Below are 18,865 nucleotides of genomic sequence, written 5' to 3'. Positions count from 1 at the left end.
ACAGTGGTATACTTGAAGAATTCTCATGGAATTGTTATTTTTAAGGAGGGACAGCAGTAATGGCGATCTTTTTACATAGTATTCAAGGCGTTGTCATCATTATTGTCATGATTGCTTTGGGGTATTTGTTAGCTTCTTGGGGCTGGTTCAGCGAAGATTCCACGAAGTTAGTGGCACGCTTGGTCACGCAGATTGCGTTGCCAGCATATATGATTGCAACAATCACAAAGGACTTTACCGCGCAAAAGTTGTTATCGACCTTACCAGGGCTAAGATTTCCAGTTTTAAATATGGCGATTTTATTCGGATTGTCATTCGGTGTCATGCGCGTTCTTAACATTAAAAAGGGACACCGGGGGCTGTTTTCGTCGATGTTCCTTAATTCCAACACGGTTTTTATTGGCTTACCAGTTAATGAGGCTTTGTTTGGCAATAGCGCTTTACCATATGTTTTAGTCTATTATATGGCGAATACGACGATTTTTTGGACACTGGGTGTCTACCTGATTCAGCGTGATGGGGTGGGTGCTGCCAAGTTCGACTTGAAACAGACCCTCTCTAAAATTTTTTCACCACCACTATTAGGTTTCCTCATCGGGGTCGTTCTGGTCCTGTGTCACATTCAATTACCGAACTTCTTAATGCAAGACTTTACCTATATTGGTGGGTTGACCGTGCCGCTGTCGATGATCTTTATTGGGATTTCGATGGCCAATGCTGGTCTCAGCAGTATGCGTTTTGACAAAGATAGTATCGGGATTCTACTGGGACGTTTCATTTTTGCACCCGTTTTAATGACTTTGATGTTGATTCCAATGTCGATGCCAGTGGAAATGAAACAAGTTTTCATTTTACAATCGGCAATGCCAGTTATGACTAATGCGCCAGTGGTCTCTAAGTTATATGGCGCTGATGCGGACTATGCCGCGATTATGGTGACAGAAACGACACTGTTGAGTTTGATTGTGATTCCAATTTTGATGATGATTGTCCAGTCAAACATTATTCATTAATTTGAAAATTTACTGAAAATGGTGCTATACTAGACGCCGTTGACTATTAAATTTTTATTAAGAGGGAAGCGAACGATTCGTGAAGAAAGCATATCTTTACATTGCAATTTCAACGTTGATGTTTAGTTCAATGGAAATTGCCCTAAAGATGGCGGGCAGCGCATTTAATCCGATTCAGTTAAATTTGATTCGGTTCTTTATTGGGGCAGTTGTTTTACTACCATTTGCCTTGAGCGCGTTAAAGCAAACTGGTCGAAAATTGGTTGGCGCTGATTGGCGCTTATTCGGTCTCACTGGTTTGGTCTGTGTCATTGTTAGTATGTCGCTTTATCAACTGGCGATTACGGTAGATCAAGCCTCAACCGTGGCCGTACTTTTCAGCTGTAACCCGGTATTTGCGTTACTATTTTCATATTTGATTCTCCATGAACGCTTAGGCCGTTCAAACTTGATTTCCGTTGTGATTTCAGTGATTGGGTTACTAATCATTGTTAATCCGGCGCATTTGACGAATGGGTTAGGCTTGGTCTTGGCGATTGCTTCGGCGATCACCTTCGGCCTATACAGTATCGTTTCACGGTACGGTTCCGTTAAACGCGGCTTAAATGGGTTGACCATGACCTGTTTCACGTTCTTTGCCGGGGCTTTCGAATTATTGATTATTGCCTTAATTACAAAAATTCCAGTCATTGCCAGTGGCTTACGGTCAGTTGGGTTACGCCAATTTGCCGCCATCCCAGTGTTGACGAATGTTAATATGAACTATTTCTGGCTATTATTCTTTATTGGCGTCTGTGTTACCGGTGGGGGCTTTGCCTTCTACTTCCTAGCCATGGAACAAACCGACGTCTCAACGGCGTCCCTAGTTTTCTTCATCAAGCCAGGGCTAGCACCAATTTTAGCTGCGCTGATTTTACATGAAAAAATTCTACCAACGACTATTGTTGGGATTATCGTGATTTTAATTGGTTCTGTAGTAACCTTTGTCGGGAACCGCTTCAAGGAACGCGACAGTACTATGGGCAAAGAAGCTAAGGCAGCCGCCGAAGCCGAAACTAAAGCCACGGTTCGTGAACAAATCGCGACGCATTCGAACGCGATTTCAGAACAAGAAGATTAGTGATTAAGTTTAGGAGGGCTGAGTTGAAAGACTCAAGCCTTTTTTCTTTGGGGCAGCTTGCGTTTGCCCAGTAAAATCGATTATGATAGAGATATTCAAGGCGACAGGTGGAGAGAAATTTTATGACAGAATTGGTAATTGTCCGACATGGTGAAAGTACGGCCAACCGTGATAATACGTATACTGGCTGGAGTGATGTTCCCTTGACGGCAATCGGTATTCAACAAGCACATCATGCGGGAAAACGGCTTCGTGAAGCAGGACTACAATTTAGTGCGGTGCATACGTCAGTCCTCAAGCGTGCCATCGTCACTGCGAATATTATTTTAGATGAGATTGACCAAGCATGGTTACCCGAATATAAAACTTGGCGGCTTAACGAACGGCATTATGGGGCGTTACGTGGTCAGAATAAAGATGAGACCAGACGCCTCTATGATAAGGCACAGGTCCAACAGTGGCGGCGAAGCTTTGAGACGGTGCCACCATTATTGGCGCCCAACGAATTAAGCCATGATCGGCGTTACACGAAATATGGCCCAGCAGTTGAACCACGCGGCGAAAGTCTAAAGATGGCCTATGATCGTATTATGCCTTATTGGATTGATGTGATTGCGCCGCGGTTACTGGCGGGGGAAAATCAATTGATCGTGGCTCACGGTAGTACGCTGCGCGCATTGATCAAATATTTGGAACAGATTAGTGATACTGGCATCGATGGGGTGGAAGTCGCGAATGGTGTGCCAATTCAATATCATTTAGATGACCAGTTACACGTTTTAGGTAAAGATGAACTCTAATTGCAGGTTATCAGCTGGCTAGTGAGCTAACGATAACTTTTTTTGTGTTTGGCTCGTTTACGGTTGTAAATTGTGTGTGAATCGTCTACACTTGTAATCAAAATGAAGTTAACGGGGGGTTCAAGCACATGAAGGCAAGTAAATGGGGGCTAATCGGGGTAGTCAGTTTAGGACTACTTGGTATTGGCATTGCAATTAGACAAACTCGGCCAACGATGATGGGCCAAACGACGCATGGGTCGGGAATGATGTCACGTTCGACGACCTCGACTAAGTTAGCGACAACGCCGACGGCCAGTCACAAACTCGCTTTACCCCCGCTACTCAAGCCAGATCGGTCGGATGCCAACGCGGTGTCGTATACCGTTACGGCCCAAAAAGGTGCCATGGCTTTTAAAGACGGGCGTAAGACGCAAACCTTAGGCTATAACGGTAATTATTTAGGTCCGGTTTTACAAGTGAAACAAGGCCAAACTTTAAACATCACGACCAAAAATCAATTGAACGAAGCGACTAGCTTTCATTGGCATGGCGCGGTGGTCCCTGGAGAAATGGATGGCGGTCCCCACGAGCCAGTGGCGGCAGACGCTACGAAGCAAGTCAGTTTTAAGGTTACCCAGCCAGCGGCAACGTTGTGGTTTCATCCGCACGTGATGGGAAGCACCGCCAAACAGGTCTATCAAGGTCTGACCGGCCTGATTTATGTCAACGATCAGGCAAGTCAGAAGCTCAATTTACCACATGATTATGGCAAAGATGATTTTCCGGTCATCATTCAGGATCGCCAGTTTTCGGCAGCAAATCAGTTTGACTACGACAAGGCTTATTCGGCTGACGGGACGACCGGGCCAACATTATTGATGAATGGGACGCTCAATCCATACGTTAACGTTAAGACAAAGTTAGTCCGGCTCCGGCTGGTTAATGGTTCCAACGCTCGGAATTATCACTTGACGTTGAGTAACCAGCAGGCGATGCAACAAATTGCGGATGATGGTGGTTTATTGGCAAGGCCAGTGGCGGTTAAGAAGTTAGCGTTAGCGCCTGGCGAGAGAGCCGAAGTGGTGGTCGACACGAATAAGTTAGCCGCGGGTCAGCCTTTAGCTGTGATGGCCGGCAAGCAGCGAGTTTTGCAGCTGCGCCTGGCTAAGCACCGCCGCACGAGTGGTCAATTGCCGACGAAACTTGCTACGCTGCCAACGGTGGACACAGCTGGTGCCCAACATCAGTCCTTAACTTTCAGCGGGATGGGCCATATGGTGGCGATTAATGATCAGACATACAGCGCTAAGCGCATTGATCTGACTGCCAAAGTCGGCCAACCCCAAGTTTGGACGTTAAAAAATGCGCGTGGCATGATGAGCGGGCGTAGTCATCCGTTTCATTTACATGGTGTTCAGTTTCGAATCCTGAGCATTAATGGAAAACAGCCACCGGCAAATGAACGGGGCTGGAAAGATACCGTTGATTTGGCTTCCGGTAGTACCGTGAAAATTGCATTTACTTTTAAAAATCGTGGCATCTATATGTATCACTGTCATAACTTGGAACATGAAGAACAAGGAATGATGGGCCAAATTAAGGTGAGTTAAACAAAAAATCCAATTTCAGCTAATCAACTTAATGATTAACTAAAATTGGATTTTTATGACTCAGCGATTATGCTAAGGCGCCCATTGGATCCCAAGGTGCTAAGACCGTTGGCTTTTCTGCTTGAGCCGTCTTGAGTTCATCAGGTAAGAATTGTTTGTTAACAACAACTTGGTAACAATATTCGTCCATCCAGGCATCACTCATAACGAAGAAGCCCTTTTCGCCGACTTTGTCACCCCAGCTGTTTTCAACCTTCCATTTAGTTGGTTGACCGTTAACGAGGTCGACACCGGTGATAACCATAGCATGAGTCATCAGACTTTGACCGTAATCTAGGCGTTCTGCCTTAGACATAGCGAGGTCAATATCAAATAATTCATCAGTCCCATAAACGTCGGTTGCCATGACACCCTTTTGACGGTCGGATGATTTACCAACATCACAACCGAACCAAACAGATTGACCAGCTTGAAGTTGGTTGATTGCAAGTTGTTTGAAGTCAGCCATCGTAACGTTCAAATGTTTAACTTCGCGGCCACCCAAAACGTTACCTAACATTTCAATCGTGTAGGTGTGGTTGTATGGTTTGTCATCGGTTGGGGCGTTGATGATTGAAACGTAATCGTCCAAGTTCCAGCCAATGTACTTCTTGAAGAAGCTTTGTGGTGTTAAGCCTTGGTCGATATGATAATTCTTATCATCATCACGATATTCCCAGTCAAATTCGTTAACGGGTTCGCCAAATGCATAAGACAACATCCGGTAAACTTCATTTAACATTTTTTCTTTGCGGTCTTGAATTTGATCGTTGGTAGCTTTAGCAGCGACCAATTCACGTAATTCGACAGCGTCTTTACGTAACTTTAAGTTTAAAGTACTGTTGATTTCAGCAGACTTTGAACTGTTATAAGTTTCAGGCATGACACTCTTAGGCACAATCCCGTATTTTTGGATAATGGCGACGAGCATATCCCATTGGCCACCATCTTGTTGTGGGGTGGTCATTAACCAAGCCACTTTACGACTGCTGGTTGGTTGATCAGCAGTTGCCAAGACATTTTCGTAGAAGTAGTTTGCTTTTTCGAATTTGTCCCAGAAGAAGGTGTAGTTTTGTGATAATTCGAAGTTTTTTAATTTGAAACGATCGGCTAATGAGTGACGCATCGTGTTTAATGCGGCAAACATCCAGCAACGACCACTTTGTTTTTGGTTAGCAACGCCACCGGTATCCAAATCAATGGAAAATACTGGGGTCGTTTGACTCATGGCTTGCGTATCTTGGCTGCTTGCTAAGATACCATTCTTGGTAACGGCGCGTTCGATGACTTTTGCCTCTGCGCGTTGATCTAAATCAGCTTGGAAATTAGCGATTTGATCCATACTAATTGCTTTACTCAAAAAATCACACTCCTTTAATCTTATTTTAATTGTATCGGTAAACCGACTTTCCGGCAAGTGTTCTGAAATTATTTAAATTAAGGGCGTGTTTCAATGACTTCGGGACCGTTTTCATGACCGACAATAATCGTATTGACCATATCTAAAAATAGACCATGTTCAACCACACCGACCATGTGAATTAAATCTTCGGCCAGTGCATGGGGATCGGTAATGGGGTTCAGGTGCAGGTCGATGAGATAATTATTAGAATCTGTTCGGACAAATTCACCGTCGACTTTACGGAAAACGGGATGATACCCTTTAGCGGCCATCTTTTCGAAGATATGTTGGCTACCGTAAGGGATCACTTCAACGGGTAGACCAAACGCACCCAGCTGTTTAACCATCTTGCTTTCATCAACGATCCACATCACCTTGTCAGAATTAATGGCCACGATTTTTTCAAATAATAAGGCCGCGCCACCGCCTTTAACGCCTTGATAGTCTGCGGAAATTTCATCCGCACCATCAATCGTCAAGTCAAGGTGGTCGACTTCATCAACGGACTTCATGGGAATTCCTAAGCGTTTTGCTTGCGCTGCTGTTCGATCAGAAGTTGAAACGCCAACAATATTGAGGTGTTCCTTTTTTACACGCTCGCCGAGGGCATCTACCATGAATTTAACGGTAGAACCAGTGCCGAGACCGACTTGCATGCCATCTTTGATATATTCTACGGCCTTTTGACCGACAAGTTGTTTCAATTGATCTTGAGTCATTTTGGAATGCTCCTTAATTTTGATTGGCTAAGACATCTGCTACCTCAGGGTGACGATCAAAGAATGCTTTAGCGTAAGTGCAAAGCGGTTTGATTTTTTTATGCTCAGCACGGGCGGCGTCGATGACAGCCATCACTAATTGCCCGGCGATACCTTGATGACCGAAGTCGTCGCGGACAAAGGTGTGTTCAATAACCCAAACCTGACCGTCTTGGATGGCAGGAAAGGTGATTTCGCCGGCTAGCTTTCCAGCTTGATCATTAAAGTAAAATCGATTTGGTTCACGCGTGAATTCCATTGTTGTCACCACCTTGTAAAGGGTTTTAATACTCATGGTAATTAAACCGATAAATGCCTGATTTGTCAACGATACAACTAGCTGAAGTATGGTAAAATATTAACGATATCGGGTGTGTTTTATTATCACTGAAACAACTGTGAAAAATAGGCACATCGATTTAGCATGAGTCGACAACTAGCGATGATCTATAGAAATGAAACCATACAAGAAAGTAGGAAATAAAAATGGCACGTGGCTTTAAAATTGTGAGTAAATATGCACAGGCAGGATTAACAATTCCTTATCGAACAACTAAAAAGGCCGCCGGTTATGATTTTGAAGCGGCCGTTGATTTTACGTTACCGTCAATCTGGAAATTTAATTTCATTAAAGTACTTTGGCAACTACGACATGGTGAAACGTCTTCAGCGACTGATCTAGATGCGGCTGCCAAGACACTCAAACCCTTCTTGGTACCAACAGGGATCAAAGCCTATATGAATGATGATGAATACTTAATGATTGCTAATCGGTCTAGCAATCCCCTCAAACGTGGCTTGATTTTGCCCAATGGGATTGGGGTAATTGATGCTGACTATTATGATAATGATAACAATGAAGGCGAAATTTTTATCCAGTTGATTAACATGGGCATTCGAGATGTTCATATCAAGAAGGGTGAGCGAATCGGTCAAGGAATCTTTACCCAGTATTTGATCGCAACGGATGAAGCTGAGATCAAGACGACCAGAGCTGGCGGCTTTGGTTCGAGTGGTAAATAACTAAAAATAGGTTAAACCAAGGTAATTTAACGGCTTTCAGAGCCATTAATGGTAGAATAAAAGGTGACTATATTTAATCAATGATCGAGCTGTTAGATTGGAGGAAATGATTAGTGGCAAAAGTTAAAACACAATTCGTTTGTTCCAATTGTGGGTATTCGACGCCGCGCTATTTAGGACGTTGTCCCAATTGTGGTGAGTGGAATACTTTAGTTGAAGAACATTTTGATAAAACACCTAATCGGAAATCACGGGTTAGTTTTGCTGGCAAACAAGCTAAGCCACAACGACTCAAGGAAGTTTCTTTGACGAAGACGCCCCGCGTGAAGACTAAGTTACAGGAATTCAATCGGGTTCTTGGTGGCGGTGTGGTACCGGGCTCATTGGTCTTAATTGGTGGCGATCCTGGAATTGGGAAATCAACCTTGCTGTTGCAAGTTTCTGGTCAATTAGCTGAAACCGGTGGCTCTGTTTTATACGTGACTGGTGAAGAGAGTGCTTCACAAGTTAAAATGCGAGCGGAACGGTTAAAAGTTGAGAGTGAAGACTTTTATTTATATCCAGAAACCGATATGAGCAATATTCGGTCAACCATTGAGACCACTAAACCACAATACGTTGTGATTGATTCGGTCCAAACGATGCAAGAACCAGATGTCGATTCAGCGATTGGGTCAGTTTCTCAAATTCGTGAAATTACGGCTGAATTACTGCAGATTTCGAAGACGAATGGCATTACTATCTTTATTGTGGGTCATGTGACCAAGGGTGGTGCGATTGCCGGGCCAAAGATTTTGGAACATATGGTGGATACCGTGCTTTACTTTGAAGGCGATTTACACCACACCTACCGAATCTTACGGGCGGTTAAAAACCGTTTTGGCTCAACTAATGAACTGGGGATTTTTGAAATGCGGACGGGTGGCCTATATGAAGTCGCCAATCCGTCAGAAATATTCTTGGAGGAACGGCTTAAAGATGCCACCGGTTCGGCAATTGTGGTTTCAATGGAAGGTACGCGGCCGATTTTAGTTGAAGTCCAAGCTTTGGTGACACCAACTGTGTTTGGTAACGCCAAGCGGACGGCCAGTGGTCTGGATCATAATCGGGTATCACTGTTAATGGCGGTACTGGAAAAACGGGCTAGTCTAATGTTACAGAACCAGGATGCTTATCTAAAGGCGGCTGGTGGTGTGAAATTGGATGAACCAGCGATTGACTTAGCAATTGCAGTCAGTGTGGCTTCAAGCTATCGCGATCAACAAACACGGCCAAGTGACTGCTTTGTCGGTGAAGTTGGCTTGACTGGTGAAATTCGCCGGGTCAATCGTATTGAGCAACGGGTTGGTGAAGCGGCTAAATTAGGCTTCAAACGAATTTTTGTACCAAAGAACAATTTGCAAGGCTGGGATATTCCAAAGGGGATCGATGTCATTGGTGTCGCCACTTTAAAAGAAGCACTCCAATTGGCTTTGCAACAACCAAAATAAACGTAAAAAGGGGCTGACGCCATGAAGAAATTAACGGTGCGACTCGTGTTCATTGTCGTTGGTGGGACGTTGGGATTAACTTACCTGCCATTTTTGTGGAGCACGATTTGGGCGCAACCGAATCCGTTATTAAATAATATTTTGACTAACTTTTTGTTGGGGGCACTCGTGCTTTGGGTGTTATCACTATTTTTAGCGAATGCGGCAATGCGATTAGTTGATCGTGTTGAAAAGAATTTATCAAAGCAAAATCCGATGACTTTATTATTCGGGAGTGTCGGGTTCATTATTGGGTTACTGATCGCGGTTCTGATTTCGCAATTATTCAATCGCAGTCCATTATTCTTATTGAACACGGTCGTCCCGATTATTCTAATGCTGTTTTTCGGTTACATTGGTGCCCGGGTTGGGACCACTCGAATCGACGAATGGCGAAAAGTCTTCAATTTCCGTCGGCGCGAAAAAGAAACGTCACCAGAAATTACAGATGCGCAACCGGATCAGAACTATCACCATTATAAAATTTTAGATACGAACATTTTAATTGATGGCCGCATTTATGATTTGGTCAAAACGGGTTTTCTCGAAGGAACTTTGTTAGTGCCTAACTTCGTCTTGTATGAATTGCAATACATTGCGGACTCCGCTGACAGTATCAAACGGGTTCGGGGCCGCCGAGGTCTGGATATTTTAAATAAGTTACAGAGTGAAAATATCATTCCGGTTGAAATGTATAAAGGTGATTTTGAAGATATTCCGGAAGTTGATACGAAATTGATTCAGTTGGCTAAAAAGGTCAACGGGGTCATTGTCACTAACGACTATAACTTGAACAAAGTGATTGAGTTTCAGAATGTCCAAGTCTTGAATATTAACCAATTGGCTAAGTCGCTCAAACCACGAGTTATTCCTGGTGAAGAAATGAATATCATGGTCGTTAAAAACGGGAGCGAACGACAACAAGGGGTCGGTTATTTGGATGATGGCACGATGGTCGTCGTTGAAGATGGGAAGTTCTATATCAACGAAAAAGTCGATGTCGTCGTCACTAGTGCGCTACAAACGGATGCCGGTCGGATGATCTTCGCTCGCTTGGCGCATGCTAACCGTGGTATTTCGGATAAACCCGAGCATGAGAACCAGAACAATAATCATCATAATAACAATCACCGCAATAAATAGCCGGAATGCGCTGGAGTCCTTTATTTTTAGTGCTAAAAATTGTAAACTGGACTAGCAAGCGTGTGAAGTCAGGCCGGTAGCTTGGCCGAGCACATTTCGGCTATCTAGGTAAAGAGTCGAAGACGGAATCTAAAACTTCCGTGTCGTAACTAAAGCTTTGATAAAAAATGAAAGAGGCGTTAATCACATTGGCAAAGAGCAAGATTCGTGTGCGTTACGCACCAAGTCCAACTGGCCATTTACACATTGGTAATGCGCGGACGGCATTATTTAACTATTTGTTTGCCCGGCATAATAAAGGAAAGTTTATCTTACGGATTGAAGACACCGATTTGAAGCGGAATGTCGCTGACGGCGAAAAGAGCCAAATGGATAACTTAGCCTGGTTAGGGATTGACTGGGATGAAGGTCCTGACAAGGGTGGCGACTTTGGCCCTTATCGTCAATCAGAACGGAAATCAATCTATGATCCTTTGATTCAACAACTTGTTGATGAGGGTAAGGCCTACGAATCATACATGACGGAAGACGAATTGACGGCACAACGCGATGCTCAAAAGGCACGCAAAGAGATGCCACATTATGTCTATGAATTTGCCGGCATGAGTGAAGATGAAAAACAGGCTAAAATTACTGCCGCTAAAGCAGCTGGCATTACACCGGTTATTCGTTTCCATGTCCCAGAAGGCCAAACTTATGCTTGGGATGACATGGTTAAAGGTAACGTTTCTTTCGAATCCAAGACTGTTGGTGGTGACTTTGTCATCAAGAAGCGGGATGGGATGCCAACGTATAACTTTGCCGTTGTTGTTGACGACCACATGATGCAAATCAGCCACGTTTTCCGTGGGGATGACCATGTTGCCAACACGCCTAAACAATTGATGATTTATGAAGCCTTTGGTTGGAATCCCCCAAAGTTTGGTCACATGAGCTTAATTATCAATACCGAAACCGGTAAGAAATTAAGCAAGCGTGACGAAACGGTGCTCCAATTTATCGAACAATATCGTGAATTAGGTTACTTACCAGAAGCGATGTTGAACTTCATCATCTTACTTGGTTGGTCACCAGTTGGTGAAAACGAATTGTTCACCAAGCGTGAATTCATCAAGATGTATGATGAAAAGCGTTTGAGCAAATCACCAGCTTCATTTGACGGTAAGAAGCTTGAATGGGTCAATAACCAATACATTAAGAAGTCTGACGAAAATGAAGTCTTCGCAATGTCGATTCGCCAATTGATCAAGGCTGGTCGGTTACCAAAACGACCAACGCAAGCTCAAATCGAATGGACCCGGACGTTAGTTTCACTTTACAAGAATCAAATGAGCTACACGGGTCAAATCGTAGAATTAGCTGACTTGTTCTTCAACGGTCCGGCTGAAATCAACGATGAAGCCAAAGCTGAATTAGCCGTTGAGACCGCACCAACGGTCTTGAAAGAATTCCGCAAGCGCATTGAAGACGTTGATGTCTTCGAAGCCACTGAAATTCAAAAGACCATCAAGTCAATTCAAAAAGACACGAAGATCAAAGGCCGTCAATTGTATATGCCAATTCGAATCGCCGTTTCTCACGAAATGCACGGTCCTGAATTGCCAGAAACGATTGAATTATTAGGTCGCGAAACGACGATGAAGCACTTAGATGCCATGATCGCGGAATTAGCTAAATAAGTGATAATAAGAGTAAGCTTGAAGAAGTCTTCAGGAAACGGCGGGAACTGAGAACGTCGTGGCGAATCAAGTTGAAGTGCGATTATCATACTTGTCATCGGGTGGCCGTTATCCCAGCAATGAGACCGGTCAACGGTGAAACAAGAGTGGAAGCACGCGGAAGCGTCTTTTGTATCAGAGGAGGAATCCTTTGATATGAAAGTCGCTTTTTTGATAGCGGCGTGCGAAACTAGTTAGCATAAGAACTAGCAACTGAAAAATGATTGAATGGATTTTGAAAGGAGCGAAAACGCGATGTTACAAGTATTTAATACGTTAACCCGCACGAAAGAACCATTTAAACCTATTACTCCCGGTGAGGTCAAAATGTACGTCTGTGGTCCCACTGTTTATAACTATATTCATATTGGGAATGCTCGCTCGGCAATCGCTTTTGACACGATTCGGCGTTACTTTGAATATCGTGGCTTTAAAGTTGACTACGTGTCGAACTTTACCGATGTGGACGATAAAATGATCAAACGGGCTAAGGAGGACCAGACAACCGTCCCTGCGATTGCCGACCGATTTATTAAAGCCTTTATGGCTGACACTGAAGCAGTCAATATTGAACCAGCCACGGCGCATCCACGGGCTTCTGAGAACATTCCTGAGATTATTGACTTTATTAAAGTTTTAATTGAAAAGGACTACGCGTATGAATCTGATGGCGATGTCTATTATCGGACACGAAAATTTAAAAACTATGGTCAATTATCCGATCAACGCATCGATGATCTAGAGGTTGGCGCTAGTCAGCATACCGCTGATGAAGAAACTGACCGGAAAGAAGATCCAATTGATTTTGCTTTGTGGAAAGCAGCCAAACCAGATGAAATCTCGTGGCCTTCCCCATGGGGCGCTGGTCGGCCAGGCTGGCACATCGAATGCTCGGTGATGTCAACGAAGTATTTAGGTGATAGCTTTGATATCCATGGTGGTGGGCAAGATTTGGAATTTCCGCATCATGAAAATGAGATTGCACAAAGTGAAGCCAAAACTGGTCAAAAGTTTGCGAACTATTGGTTACACAATGGGTTTGTCACGGTCGGCGATGATAATGAAAAAATGAGTAAATCTTTAGGCAACTTTGTGACAGTTCATGATATTATTAAACAAATCGATCCGCAGATTCTACGGTTCTTTATGGCCACGACCCAATATCGGCGTCCAATTCAGTACAGTCAGAAGAATTTAGATGAAGCGGCTAATAATTTGAGCAAATTGCAGAATGCTTATCGTAACTTGGATTATCGCTTGCAAGATGCTGAAGCCGGTGATGATGCCGAGGTGCAAGGCCAATTGACCACATTGACTGACCACTTTGTCACGGCGATGGACGATGACTTCAACGTTCAGAATGGGATTGCAGCCGTTTATGAGTTGGCTAAATTAGCCAATGTCTATGCTGGTCAAACAACTGTCCAGCAGACAACGGTGCAAGCCTTACAAAAGGCGTTGACGACGCTAGCGAGTGTCTTTGGGGTCAAATTGACTGCCAGTGCACCGGAACTTGCAGATACCGATATTCAAGCGTTGATCGATGAACGGGAAGCTGCGCGCAAAAATAAAGATTTCGCGAAAGCAGATCAAATTCGCGATGATTTAAAGGCCCAGGGGATTATTTTAGAAGATACACCTCAAGGGGTTCGTTTCAGAAAGGATTAATATGACAGTCGACTATCAACAACTAAACGGCATTGCCCTCGCTTATCTGGGAGATGCCGTGTATGAACCATTTATTCGCCAACATATGATTGAACTCGGGTATACGAAGCCTACCAAGTTACACCACCATGCGACCCATTACGTTTCTGCCAAAGCACAAGCGGCATTGATTGCACGGATGCAAACCGAGGACATTTTGACTGAAACTGAGGTCGATGTTTTTAAACATGGTCGGAATGCGAAAAGTCATACTTCAGCAAAGCATACGGATGTGGTGACGTATCGAATTTCAACCGGTTTTGAAGCAGTATTTGGCTATCTACAATTGACTCAACAATCAGAACGGATTGCCGAACTAGCCAATTGGTGTATTGAACAAGTAGATGAAGGGAGGGTTTCAAATGTCAACTGATGAACAACAAACAACCCAAGAACCAGCTGATTTCGTGATTGGCCGCCATCCAGCCATGGCCGCGATTAAGAGTGAACAACAAATTAATAAGGTGTTTATCCAAAGCGGATTACAGGCAGATGTGTTAAATGACATTGCGAAAATTGCGAAGAAGCGAAACTTAATTGTCCAATATGTGCCAAAACAAAAATTGGATCGTTTGACCGATAATGGTAACCACCAGGGGGTTGCCGTCGGCGTTGCTGCCTTTGAATATAGTACGATTGACGACTTATTCGCCGTGGCAAAGGCCAAAAACGAACCACCATTTTTCTTGATTTTGGACAACATTGAAGACCCACATAACTTAGGCTCAATCATGCGGACTGCGGATGCAGCCGGTGCACATGGGATCATTATTCCTAAACGGCGGGCAGTTGGCTTGACTAGCACGGTTGCTAAGACATCGACTGGTGCAATCGAACATGTCAAGGTTGCTCGGGTTACGAACCTAGTTCAAACAGTTAAGCAACTGCAAGAACAAGGTCTATGGATCTTTGGAACCGATATGAATGGGACTGACTATCGTCGCTGGGACGCAAGCGGTGCCGTTGGCTTAATTATTGGGAATGAAGGAAAAGGTATCTCGCCACTATTGAAGAAGAGTGTCGATGAAATGCTGACGATTCCGATGGTGGGACATGTTCAGAGTTTGAATGCGAGTGTTGCAGCCAGCTTATTAATTTATCAAGGCTATACTTCGCGTCATCCACTTGGAAATTAATTATGAAACAACAATTATTGATTGTGGATGCATATAATATGATTGGTAATTGGCCAGAACTCGCCCAGTTAAAACAAACCGATCGACTGCCAGAAGCACGTGATGAGCTTTTGAACGTTCTGACTGAATATAAAAAAATTAGTGGCTTAAATATTACCGTTGTTTTTGATGCCATGTATGTTCCGGGCAATTCTAAAAGTTATCGGCAAGCTGATTTAGAGATTGTTTGGACGAGCAAGGATCAAACCGCTGACAGCTACATTGAAAAATTGGCAGCCGATAAACAGTCGCGGGTCTTGCAAGTTACGGTGGCAACTAGTGATCAAGCCGAGCAATGGGTGATCTTTTCCGAAGGCGCCTTGCGAATTCCGGCCTTGGAGTTACGTAAACGTGTCCATGCAGATCTCAAGGAAGTTCGGCACACGGCTTTGCGGAGTCAAGATCGTGGTTCAGTTCGGAAATCACCGTGGAATGAGCATCAATTGTCAGCACTGGATGAATATCGCCAGCAGTTGGAACGAGAACATACTAAGCATCATCATTAGTCCAACGATATCAATAAAAGTGTTTTTTCGATCAATTAACCTGATTTTTGAAATTAGTTAATTGATGAACAAGTTTCTAGTGTGAAACAAGAACGCTTGTTCGCTTGTATGTGTGTTAAACCGCCTGTATATTAAGGTTTACAGATTCAACGGGGTGGTTTCTGAATACGTATAAGTCGAGAAAATACTTTGGATGAACAGCATTTGATTGGTTTAGCCGGCGCGGGTGACACAGAGGCCCTGTTACTACTTTCCAAACGATATGTTCCGGTAGCTCAAAAACTACAGCGCCAATATTTTATCCGGAGTTATGATACTGATGATTGGAAACAAGAGGCTTTAATTACCATGCATCGGGCGGCACAGCAGTATGACCACCGGCAAGCTAGCAGTTTTGGCGCTTTTTACCGGTTACTGTTGAGTAATCGGATCATTGACTTGATTCGGCGAACACAGGCCCAAAAAAGGCAACCTGCTCAAGAATTATTATCATTAGATTATGAAGATGCGATGGTTTTAGAAGAGTTAGTTGGCCCGGAACAACTGGCCATTGATATTCTCTATATTCACGAAGTCATCAAGCGTTTCGTGATTGAGTGTTCTTATTTTGAAAATCAGGTCTTCGCAGCGTTACTAAACGGTCTCACGCCGCAAGGGATTGCTCTCAAACTACAGCTTGAGTTAGCACCAGTCTTGAATGCGATTGATCGTTGTCGCCGGAAGTTACGCGCATTATTGTTCGCCTAGGCTTAAATTGACATTCGAAACGGTCCATGATAATGTTAGACCTGATAATTATGGAGGTAGACTCGATGGCACAGAAAAAAATTGCGTTGGCTTGTACCGTTTGTGGTTCACGGAACTACACGATTGACGCCAACCCCAATCGAACTCACCGCTTAGAAGTAAACAAATTTTGTAAATTTTGTGGAAAACACACACTTCATCGTGAAACGCGGTAGGGGGATTAATTATGCGATTATTTAAGTTCTTTGGTTCAGTCGGACATGAGATGAAAAAAGTGACTTGGCCAACTTGGGCCGAAAATCGGCGCGATTCTTGGACCGTTATTTCGACTTCGTTGTTCTTCGTTGCTTTCTTTGCCCTGTTTGACTGGGTCATCCAATTGTTATTAAAACTATTGATGGCTTGGCATTAATGGTCTTTTAGCTAAAAATTTGTTATAATACGTTTATTGGAGAAAAAACTTCGTTGCGACGAGGTTTTTTTATTTTACCTAAAAGACATTCTTAAAGGAGTTTAATCATGGTCGAATCTGTTGAAAAAAAGTGGTACGTTTTACACACTTATGCTGGTTATGAAAACAAAGTTAGTTCAAATTTGGAATCTCGGGCCCAATCAATGGGTATGGAAGATAATATTTTTCGGGTTGTTGTTCCTGAAGAAGAATCCCATGAAGTAAAAAATGGGAAAGACAAAGTTGAAATGAAAAAAGTTTTCCCTGGCTACGTATTAGTTGAAATGGTGATGACCGATCAAGCTTGGTATATTGTCCGGAATACCCCAGGTGTAACTGGGTTCTTGGGATCACATGGTCAAGGAAGTAAGCCAACACCATTGTTACCTGAAGAAGCAGAGAGCATCTTGCATCAATTAGGCATGAGTGCGCGTCATACTGAATTGAATGTTGAAGTTGGCGAACATGTTACCATTATTGACGGGGCTTTCTCCGGTCTTTCTGGTGAGATTACCGAAATTGATAATGAAAAGTTGAAGTTGAAAGTTAACATCAACATGTTCGGTCGTGAAACGAGTACGGAATTAGATTTCGACCAAGTTGATCAAATTCAATAATTATAAGTAAGCTGGTGGGAAACTGTGGCACAACTGGTGTTGATTATTATTGGGATTATTGTGCTGGGTCTCTTAGGCCGGATTGGGTTTAAGTTTATTCAGTATGGTCAACCTCAACATTTAGCACCGTCGCCGCAACCACAGACTGCGGATGATAGTGCGGTGACGTTATTTATTCCAGGTTATGCGGGTAATCGTTTCTCATTTGGTGGAATGTTACAGCGTTTTGTGCGTAGTCGTGTCGCCAATAAATCGTTGGTCGTCGTGATTGATCGCCATAACCACCCGCACGTTACGGGGCATTTAGATTCGTATCGGCCGATGGTTCAGTTGATTTTTGCGACGCCACGCGTGGCTGTGCGGCAACAAGCGGCCGGTGTTTTAGCGGTTGTGAAGTATTTGTTGGCCCACGAACATGTACAGACGATTAATTTGGTCGCCCATTCAATGGGGGGCGTCGTGTTGTTTCAGTATTTAACAACCGCTGCAGAATTGGTTAATTTACCAGAAGTACGCAAAGTGGTGACGATTGGTGCGCCATTCAATGATAGTGAAGTAGGACAGAATACGTATCCCATTGAAAATCATCCGTTGACCACACTGGGACCGACAAAGACCACGCCCGTTTATAATTATTTTTTGCGGACGTTGCAGCGATTACCAAATACGATCTCTTATTTAAATATTGCTGGCGATGTCGGTGATGAGGTTCAAAGCGATGGCGTGGTTGCGTTAAACAGTGCGTTGTCCTTAAAGTTTTTACTGCGGCCAGTCGTGTCCCGTTATCATGAATTTGTTGTTCATGGGAAGAACGCACGACACTCGCGGTTACATGAAAATTATGAAGTTGATCGACAAATCGTTCAATTTTTATATCCGGAACTGGCAAAAACGGTTGCTGATAAAAAATAGATGTGGTAGAATATCGTTTGTGCGTCACGTATGCACGTTCACGTGGGAGGAGCAAAAACTCAGCTCCATTTACCACATCACGGACTAAGGAGGAATGTCTCGTGGCTAAAAAAGTAGCTAACGTTGTTAAATTACAAATTCCTGCGGGCAAGGCAACACCAGCTCCGCCAGTTGGCCCAGCATTAGGTCAAGCAGGTATCAATATCATGGGCTTCACAAAGGATTTCAATGCTCGTACCGCTGATCAAGCAGGTATGATCATTCCCGTTGTGATTACGGTTTATGAGGATCGTTCATTCGACTTCATTACCAAGACCCCACCTGCTGCCGTTCTTTTAAAGAAAGCTGCCGGTGTTGAACATGGTTCCGGCGAACCTAACACGAACAAAGTTGCTACGGTAACTTCAGCTCAAGTTAAAGAAATCGCTGAAACTAAAATGCAAGATCTAAACGCAGCTGATGTTGAAGCAGCTATGCGCATGATCGAAGGTACTGCTCGGAGTATGGGATTCACTGTCGAAGGCTAATTCAGTACTGAGAGTATGTCGGACACTTCATCAAAATGGATGTGTCAAGTGGGAGGAAATCTCCGTTTGAACCACATTTGCAAGGA

At 43.7% G+C, this 18,865-nt stretch carries 21 protein-coding genes; 18 read left to right on the top strand and 3 right to left on the bottom strand.

The features are described from left to right. Positions 1-59: 59 nt before the first annotated feature. From FFM64_RS02100 to FFM64_RS02085, 4 genes are all read left to right on the top strand, one after another. Positions 60-1,013, top strand: a complete 954-nt coding sequence (locus FFM64_RS02100; protein WP_137606335.1) for an AEC family transporter — start codon at positions 60-62, stop codon at positions 1,011-1,013. A 79-nt stretch (positions 1,014-1,092) separates the two neighbouring features. Then, the gene (locus tag FFM64_RS02095; RefSeq protein WP_137606334.1) at positions 1,093-2,133 is read left to right on the top strand and encodes a DMT family transporter; all 1,041 of its coding nucleotides are present in this window, start codon (positions 1,093-1,095) and stop codon (positions 2,131-2,133) included. 122 nt (positions 2,134-2,255) lie between these two features. Continuing rightward, positions 2,256-2,933, top strand: coding sequence for a 2,3-bisphosphoglycerate-dependent phosphoglycerate mutase (locus tag FFM64_RS02090; protein WP_137606333.1), 678 nt, complete (start codon positions 2,256-2,258; stop codon positions 2,931-2,933). Positions 2,934-3,061: 128 nt separating this feature from the next. Next, entirely contained in the window at positions 3,062-4,525 is a 1,464-nt protein-coding gene (locus FFM64_RS02085; RefSeq protein WP_137606332.1) for a multicopper oxidase family protein, read from the top strand. Positions 4,526-4,592: 67 nt separating this feature from the next. Here FFM64_RS02085 and FFM64_RS02080 read toward each other — a convergent pair whose 3' ends face one another. The 3 genes from FFM64_RS02080 to FFM64_RS02070 all read right to left on the bottom strand — a co-directional run bounded on the left by FFM64_RS02080 (position 4,593) and on the right by FFM64_RS02070 (position 7,019). Then, complete coding sequence (locus tag FFM64_RS02080) at positions 4,593-5,924, bottom strand: C1 family peptidase (protein WP_137606331.1); 1,332 nt, start codon at positions 5,922-5,924, stop codon at positions 4,593-4,595. 77 nt (positions 5,925-6,001) lie between these two features. Further along, complete coding sequence (gene rpiA / locus FFM64_RS02075) at positions 6,002-6,685, bottom strand: ribose-5-phosphate isomerase RpiA (RefSeq protein ID WP_137606330.1); 684 nt, start codon at positions 6,683-6,685, stop codon at positions 6,002-6,004. A 13-nt stretch (positions 6,686-6,698) separates the two neighbouring features. Beyond that, positions 6,699-7,019: a GNAT family N-acetyltransferase gene (locus FFM64_RS02070; protein ID WP_379857970.1), complete on the bottom strand. Its 321-nt coding sequence runs from the start codon at positions 7,017-7,019 to the stop codon at positions 6,699-6,701. Positions 7,020-7,210: 191 nt separating this feature from the next. Between FFM64_RS02070 and FFM64_RS02065 the strand changes: the two genes are divergently transcribed. The 14 genes from FFM64_RS02065 to rplK all read left to right on the top strand — a co-directional run bounded on the left by FFM64_RS02065 (position 7,211) and on the right by rplK (position 18,779). After that, positions 7,211-7,747 (top strand): dCTP deaminase/dUTPase family protein, encoded by a 537-nt coding sequence (locus FFM64_RS02065; protein WP_137606328.1) that lies wholly within the window; start codon positions 7,211-7,213, stop codon positions 7,745-7,747. Positions 7,748-7,860: 113 nt separating this feature from the next. Next, complete coding sequence (radA, locus tag FFM64_RS02060; protein ID WP_137606327.1) at positions 7,861-9,237, top strand: DNA repair protein RadA; 1,377 nt, start codon at positions 7,861-7,863, stop codon at positions 9,235-9,237. A gap of 21 nt (positions 9,238-9,258) precedes the next feature. Next, positions 9,259-10,419, top strand: coding sequence for a PIN/TRAM domain-containing protein (locus tag FFM64_RS02055; RefSeq protein ID WP_137606326.1), 1,161 nt, complete (start codon positions 9,259-9,261; stop codon positions 10,417-10,419). Positions 10,420-10,607: 188 nt separating this feature from the next. Beyond that, positions 10,608-12,098, top strand: a complete 1,491-nt coding sequence (gltX, locus tag FFM64_RS02050) for a glutamate--tRNA ligase (RefSeq protein ID WP_137606387.1) — start codon at positions 10,608-10,610, stop codon at positions 12,096-12,098. Positions 12,099-12,392: 294 nt separating this feature from the next. Beyond that, the gene (gene cysS / locus FFM64_RS02045) at positions 12,393-13,805 is read left to right on the top strand and encodes a cysteine--tRNA ligase (protein ID WP_137606325.1); all 1,413 of its coding nucleotides are present in this window, start codon (positions 12,393-12,395) and stop codon (positions 13,803-13,805) included. Between the two features lies 1 nt (position 13,806). Further along, a complete protein-coding gene (locus FFM64_RS02040; protein ID WP_137606324.1) occupies positions 13,807-14,217 on the top strand; it encodes a Mini-ribonuclease 3 in 411 nt (136 codons plus the stop codon). Continuing rightward, on the top strand, positions 14,207-14,980 hold the full coding sequence (gene rlmB / locus FFM64_RS02035) for a 23S rRNA (guanosine(2251)-2'-O)-methyltransferase RlmB (RefSeq protein WP_137606323.1): 774 nt from the start codon (positions 14,207-14,209) through the stop codon (positions 14,978-14,980). The genes FFM64_RS02040 and rlmB overlap by 11 nt, the downstream gene beginning before the upstream one ends. Positions 14,981-14,982: 2 nt before the next feature. Next, positions 14,983-15,525, top strand: coding sequence for a YacP-like NYN domain-containing protein (locus tag FFM64_RS02030; protein WP_137606322.1), 543 nt, complete (start codon positions 14,983-14,985; stop codon positions 15,523-15,525). A gap of 189 nt (positions 15,526-15,714) precedes the next feature. Next, complete coding sequence (locus tag FFM64_RS02025) at positions 15,715-16,272, top strand: sigma factor (RefSeq protein WP_171000253.1); 558 nt, start codon at positions 15,715-15,717, stop codon at positions 16,270-16,272. Positions 16,273-16,337: 65 nt separating this feature from the next. Next, positions 16,338-16,487 (top strand): 50S ribosomal protein L33, encoded by a 150-nt coding sequence (gene rpmG, locus FFM64_RS02020; protein ID WP_137606320.1) that lies wholly within the window; start codon positions 16,338-16,340, stop codon positions 16,485-16,487. 11 nt (positions 16,488-16,498) lie between these two features. Then, on the top strand, positions 16,499-16,684 hold the full coding sequence (gene secE / locus FFM64_RS02015; RefSeq protein ID WP_137606319.1) for a preprotein translocase subunit SecE: 186 nt from the start codon (positions 16,499-16,501) through the stop codon (positions 16,682-16,684). 107 nt (positions 16,685-16,791) lie between these two features. After that, the gene (nusG, locus tag FFM64_RS02010; RefSeq protein WP_137606318.1) at positions 16,792-17,340 is read left to right on the top strand and encodes a transcription termination/antitermination protein NusG; all 549 of its coding nucleotides are present in this window, start codon (positions 16,792-16,794) and stop codon (positions 17,338-17,340) included. A gap of 24 nt (positions 17,341-17,364) precedes the next feature. After that, positions 17,365-18,252: an alpha/beta hydrolase gene (locus FFM64_RS02005; protein WP_137606317.1), complete on the top strand. Its 888-nt coding sequence runs from the start codon at positions 17,365-17,367 to the stop codon at positions 18,250-18,252. A 101-nt stretch (positions 18,253-18,353) separates the two neighbouring features. Continuing rightward, on the top strand, positions 18,354-18,779 hold the full coding sequence (gene rplK / locus FFM64_RS02000) for a 50S ribosomal protein L11 (RefSeq protein WP_137606316.1): 426 nt from the start codon (positions 18,354-18,356) through the stop codon (positions 18,777-18,779). Positions 18,780-18,865: the final 86 nt, after the last annotated feature.

Source organism: Lactiplantibacillus daoliensis (genome assembly GCF_005405005.1).
GTDB classification, from domain to species: Bacteria; Bacillota; Bacilli; order Lactobacillales; family Lactobacillaceae; genus Lactiplantibacillus; species Lactiplantibacillus daoliensis.
This window is presented reverse-complemented; position numbering and strand designations above follow the sequence as displayed.

What these genes read in the sequence shown, in the direction of transcription:
- FFM64_RS02100 (WP_137606335.1), top strand. Translation starts at nt 60, where the DNA reads ATGGCGATCTTTTTACATAGTATTCAAGGCGTTGTCATCATTATTGTC.
- FFM64_RS02090 (WP_137606333.1), top strand. Translation starts at nt 2,256, where the DNA reads ATGACAGAATTGGTAATTGTCCGACATGGTGAAAGTACGGCCAACCGT.
- FFM64_RS02085 (WP_137606332.1), top strand. Translation starts at nt 3,062, where the DNA reads ATGAAGGCAAGTAAATGGGGGCTAATCGGGGTAGTCAGTTTAGGACTA.
- rpiA (WP_137606330.1), bottom strand. Translation starts at nt 6,685, where the DNA reads ATGACTCAAGATCAATTGAAACAACTTGTCGGTCAAAAGGCCGTAGAA.
- FFM64_RS02070 (WP_379857970.1), bottom strand. Translation starts at nt 7,019, where the DNA reads ATGAGTATTAAAACCCTTTACAAGGTGGTGACAACAATGGAATTCACG.
- FFM64_RS02065 (WP_137606328.1), top strand. Translation starts at nt 7,211, where the DNA reads ATGGCACGTGGCTTTAAAATTGTGAGTAAATATGCACAGGCAGGATTA.
- FFM64_RS02055 (WP_137606326.1), top strand. Translation starts at nt 9,259, where the DNA reads ATGAAGAAATTAACGGTGCGACTCGTGTTCATTGTCGTTGGTGGGACG.
- cysS (WP_137606325.1), top strand. Translation starts at nt 12,393, where the DNA reads ATGTTACAAGTATTTAATACGTTAACCCGCACGAAAGAACCATTTAAA.
- FFM64_RS02040 (WP_137606324.1), top strand. Translation starts at nt 13,807, where the DNA reads ATGACAGTCGACTATCAACAACTAAACGGCATTGCCCTCGCTTATCTG.
- rlmB (WP_137606323.1), top strand. Translation starts at nt 14,207, where the DNA reads ATGTCAACTGATGAACAACAAACAACCCAAGAACCAGCTGATTTCGTG.
- FFM64_RS02030 (WP_137606322.1), top strand. Translation starts at nt 14,983, where the DNA reads ATGAAACAACAATTATTGATTGTGGATGCATATAATATGATTGGTAAT.
- rpmG (WP_137606320.1), top strand. Translation starts at nt 16,338, where the DNA reads ATGGCACAGAAAAAAATTGCGTTGGCTTGTACCGTTTGTGGTTCACGG.
- secE (WP_137606319.1), top strand. Translation starts at nt 16,499, where the DNA reads ATGCGATTATTTAAGTTCTTTGGTTCAGTCGGACATGAGATGAAAAAA.
- nusG (WP_137606318.1), top strand. Translation starts at nt 16,792, where the DNA reads ATGGTCGAATCTGTTGAAAAAAAGTGGTACGTTTTACACACTTATGCT.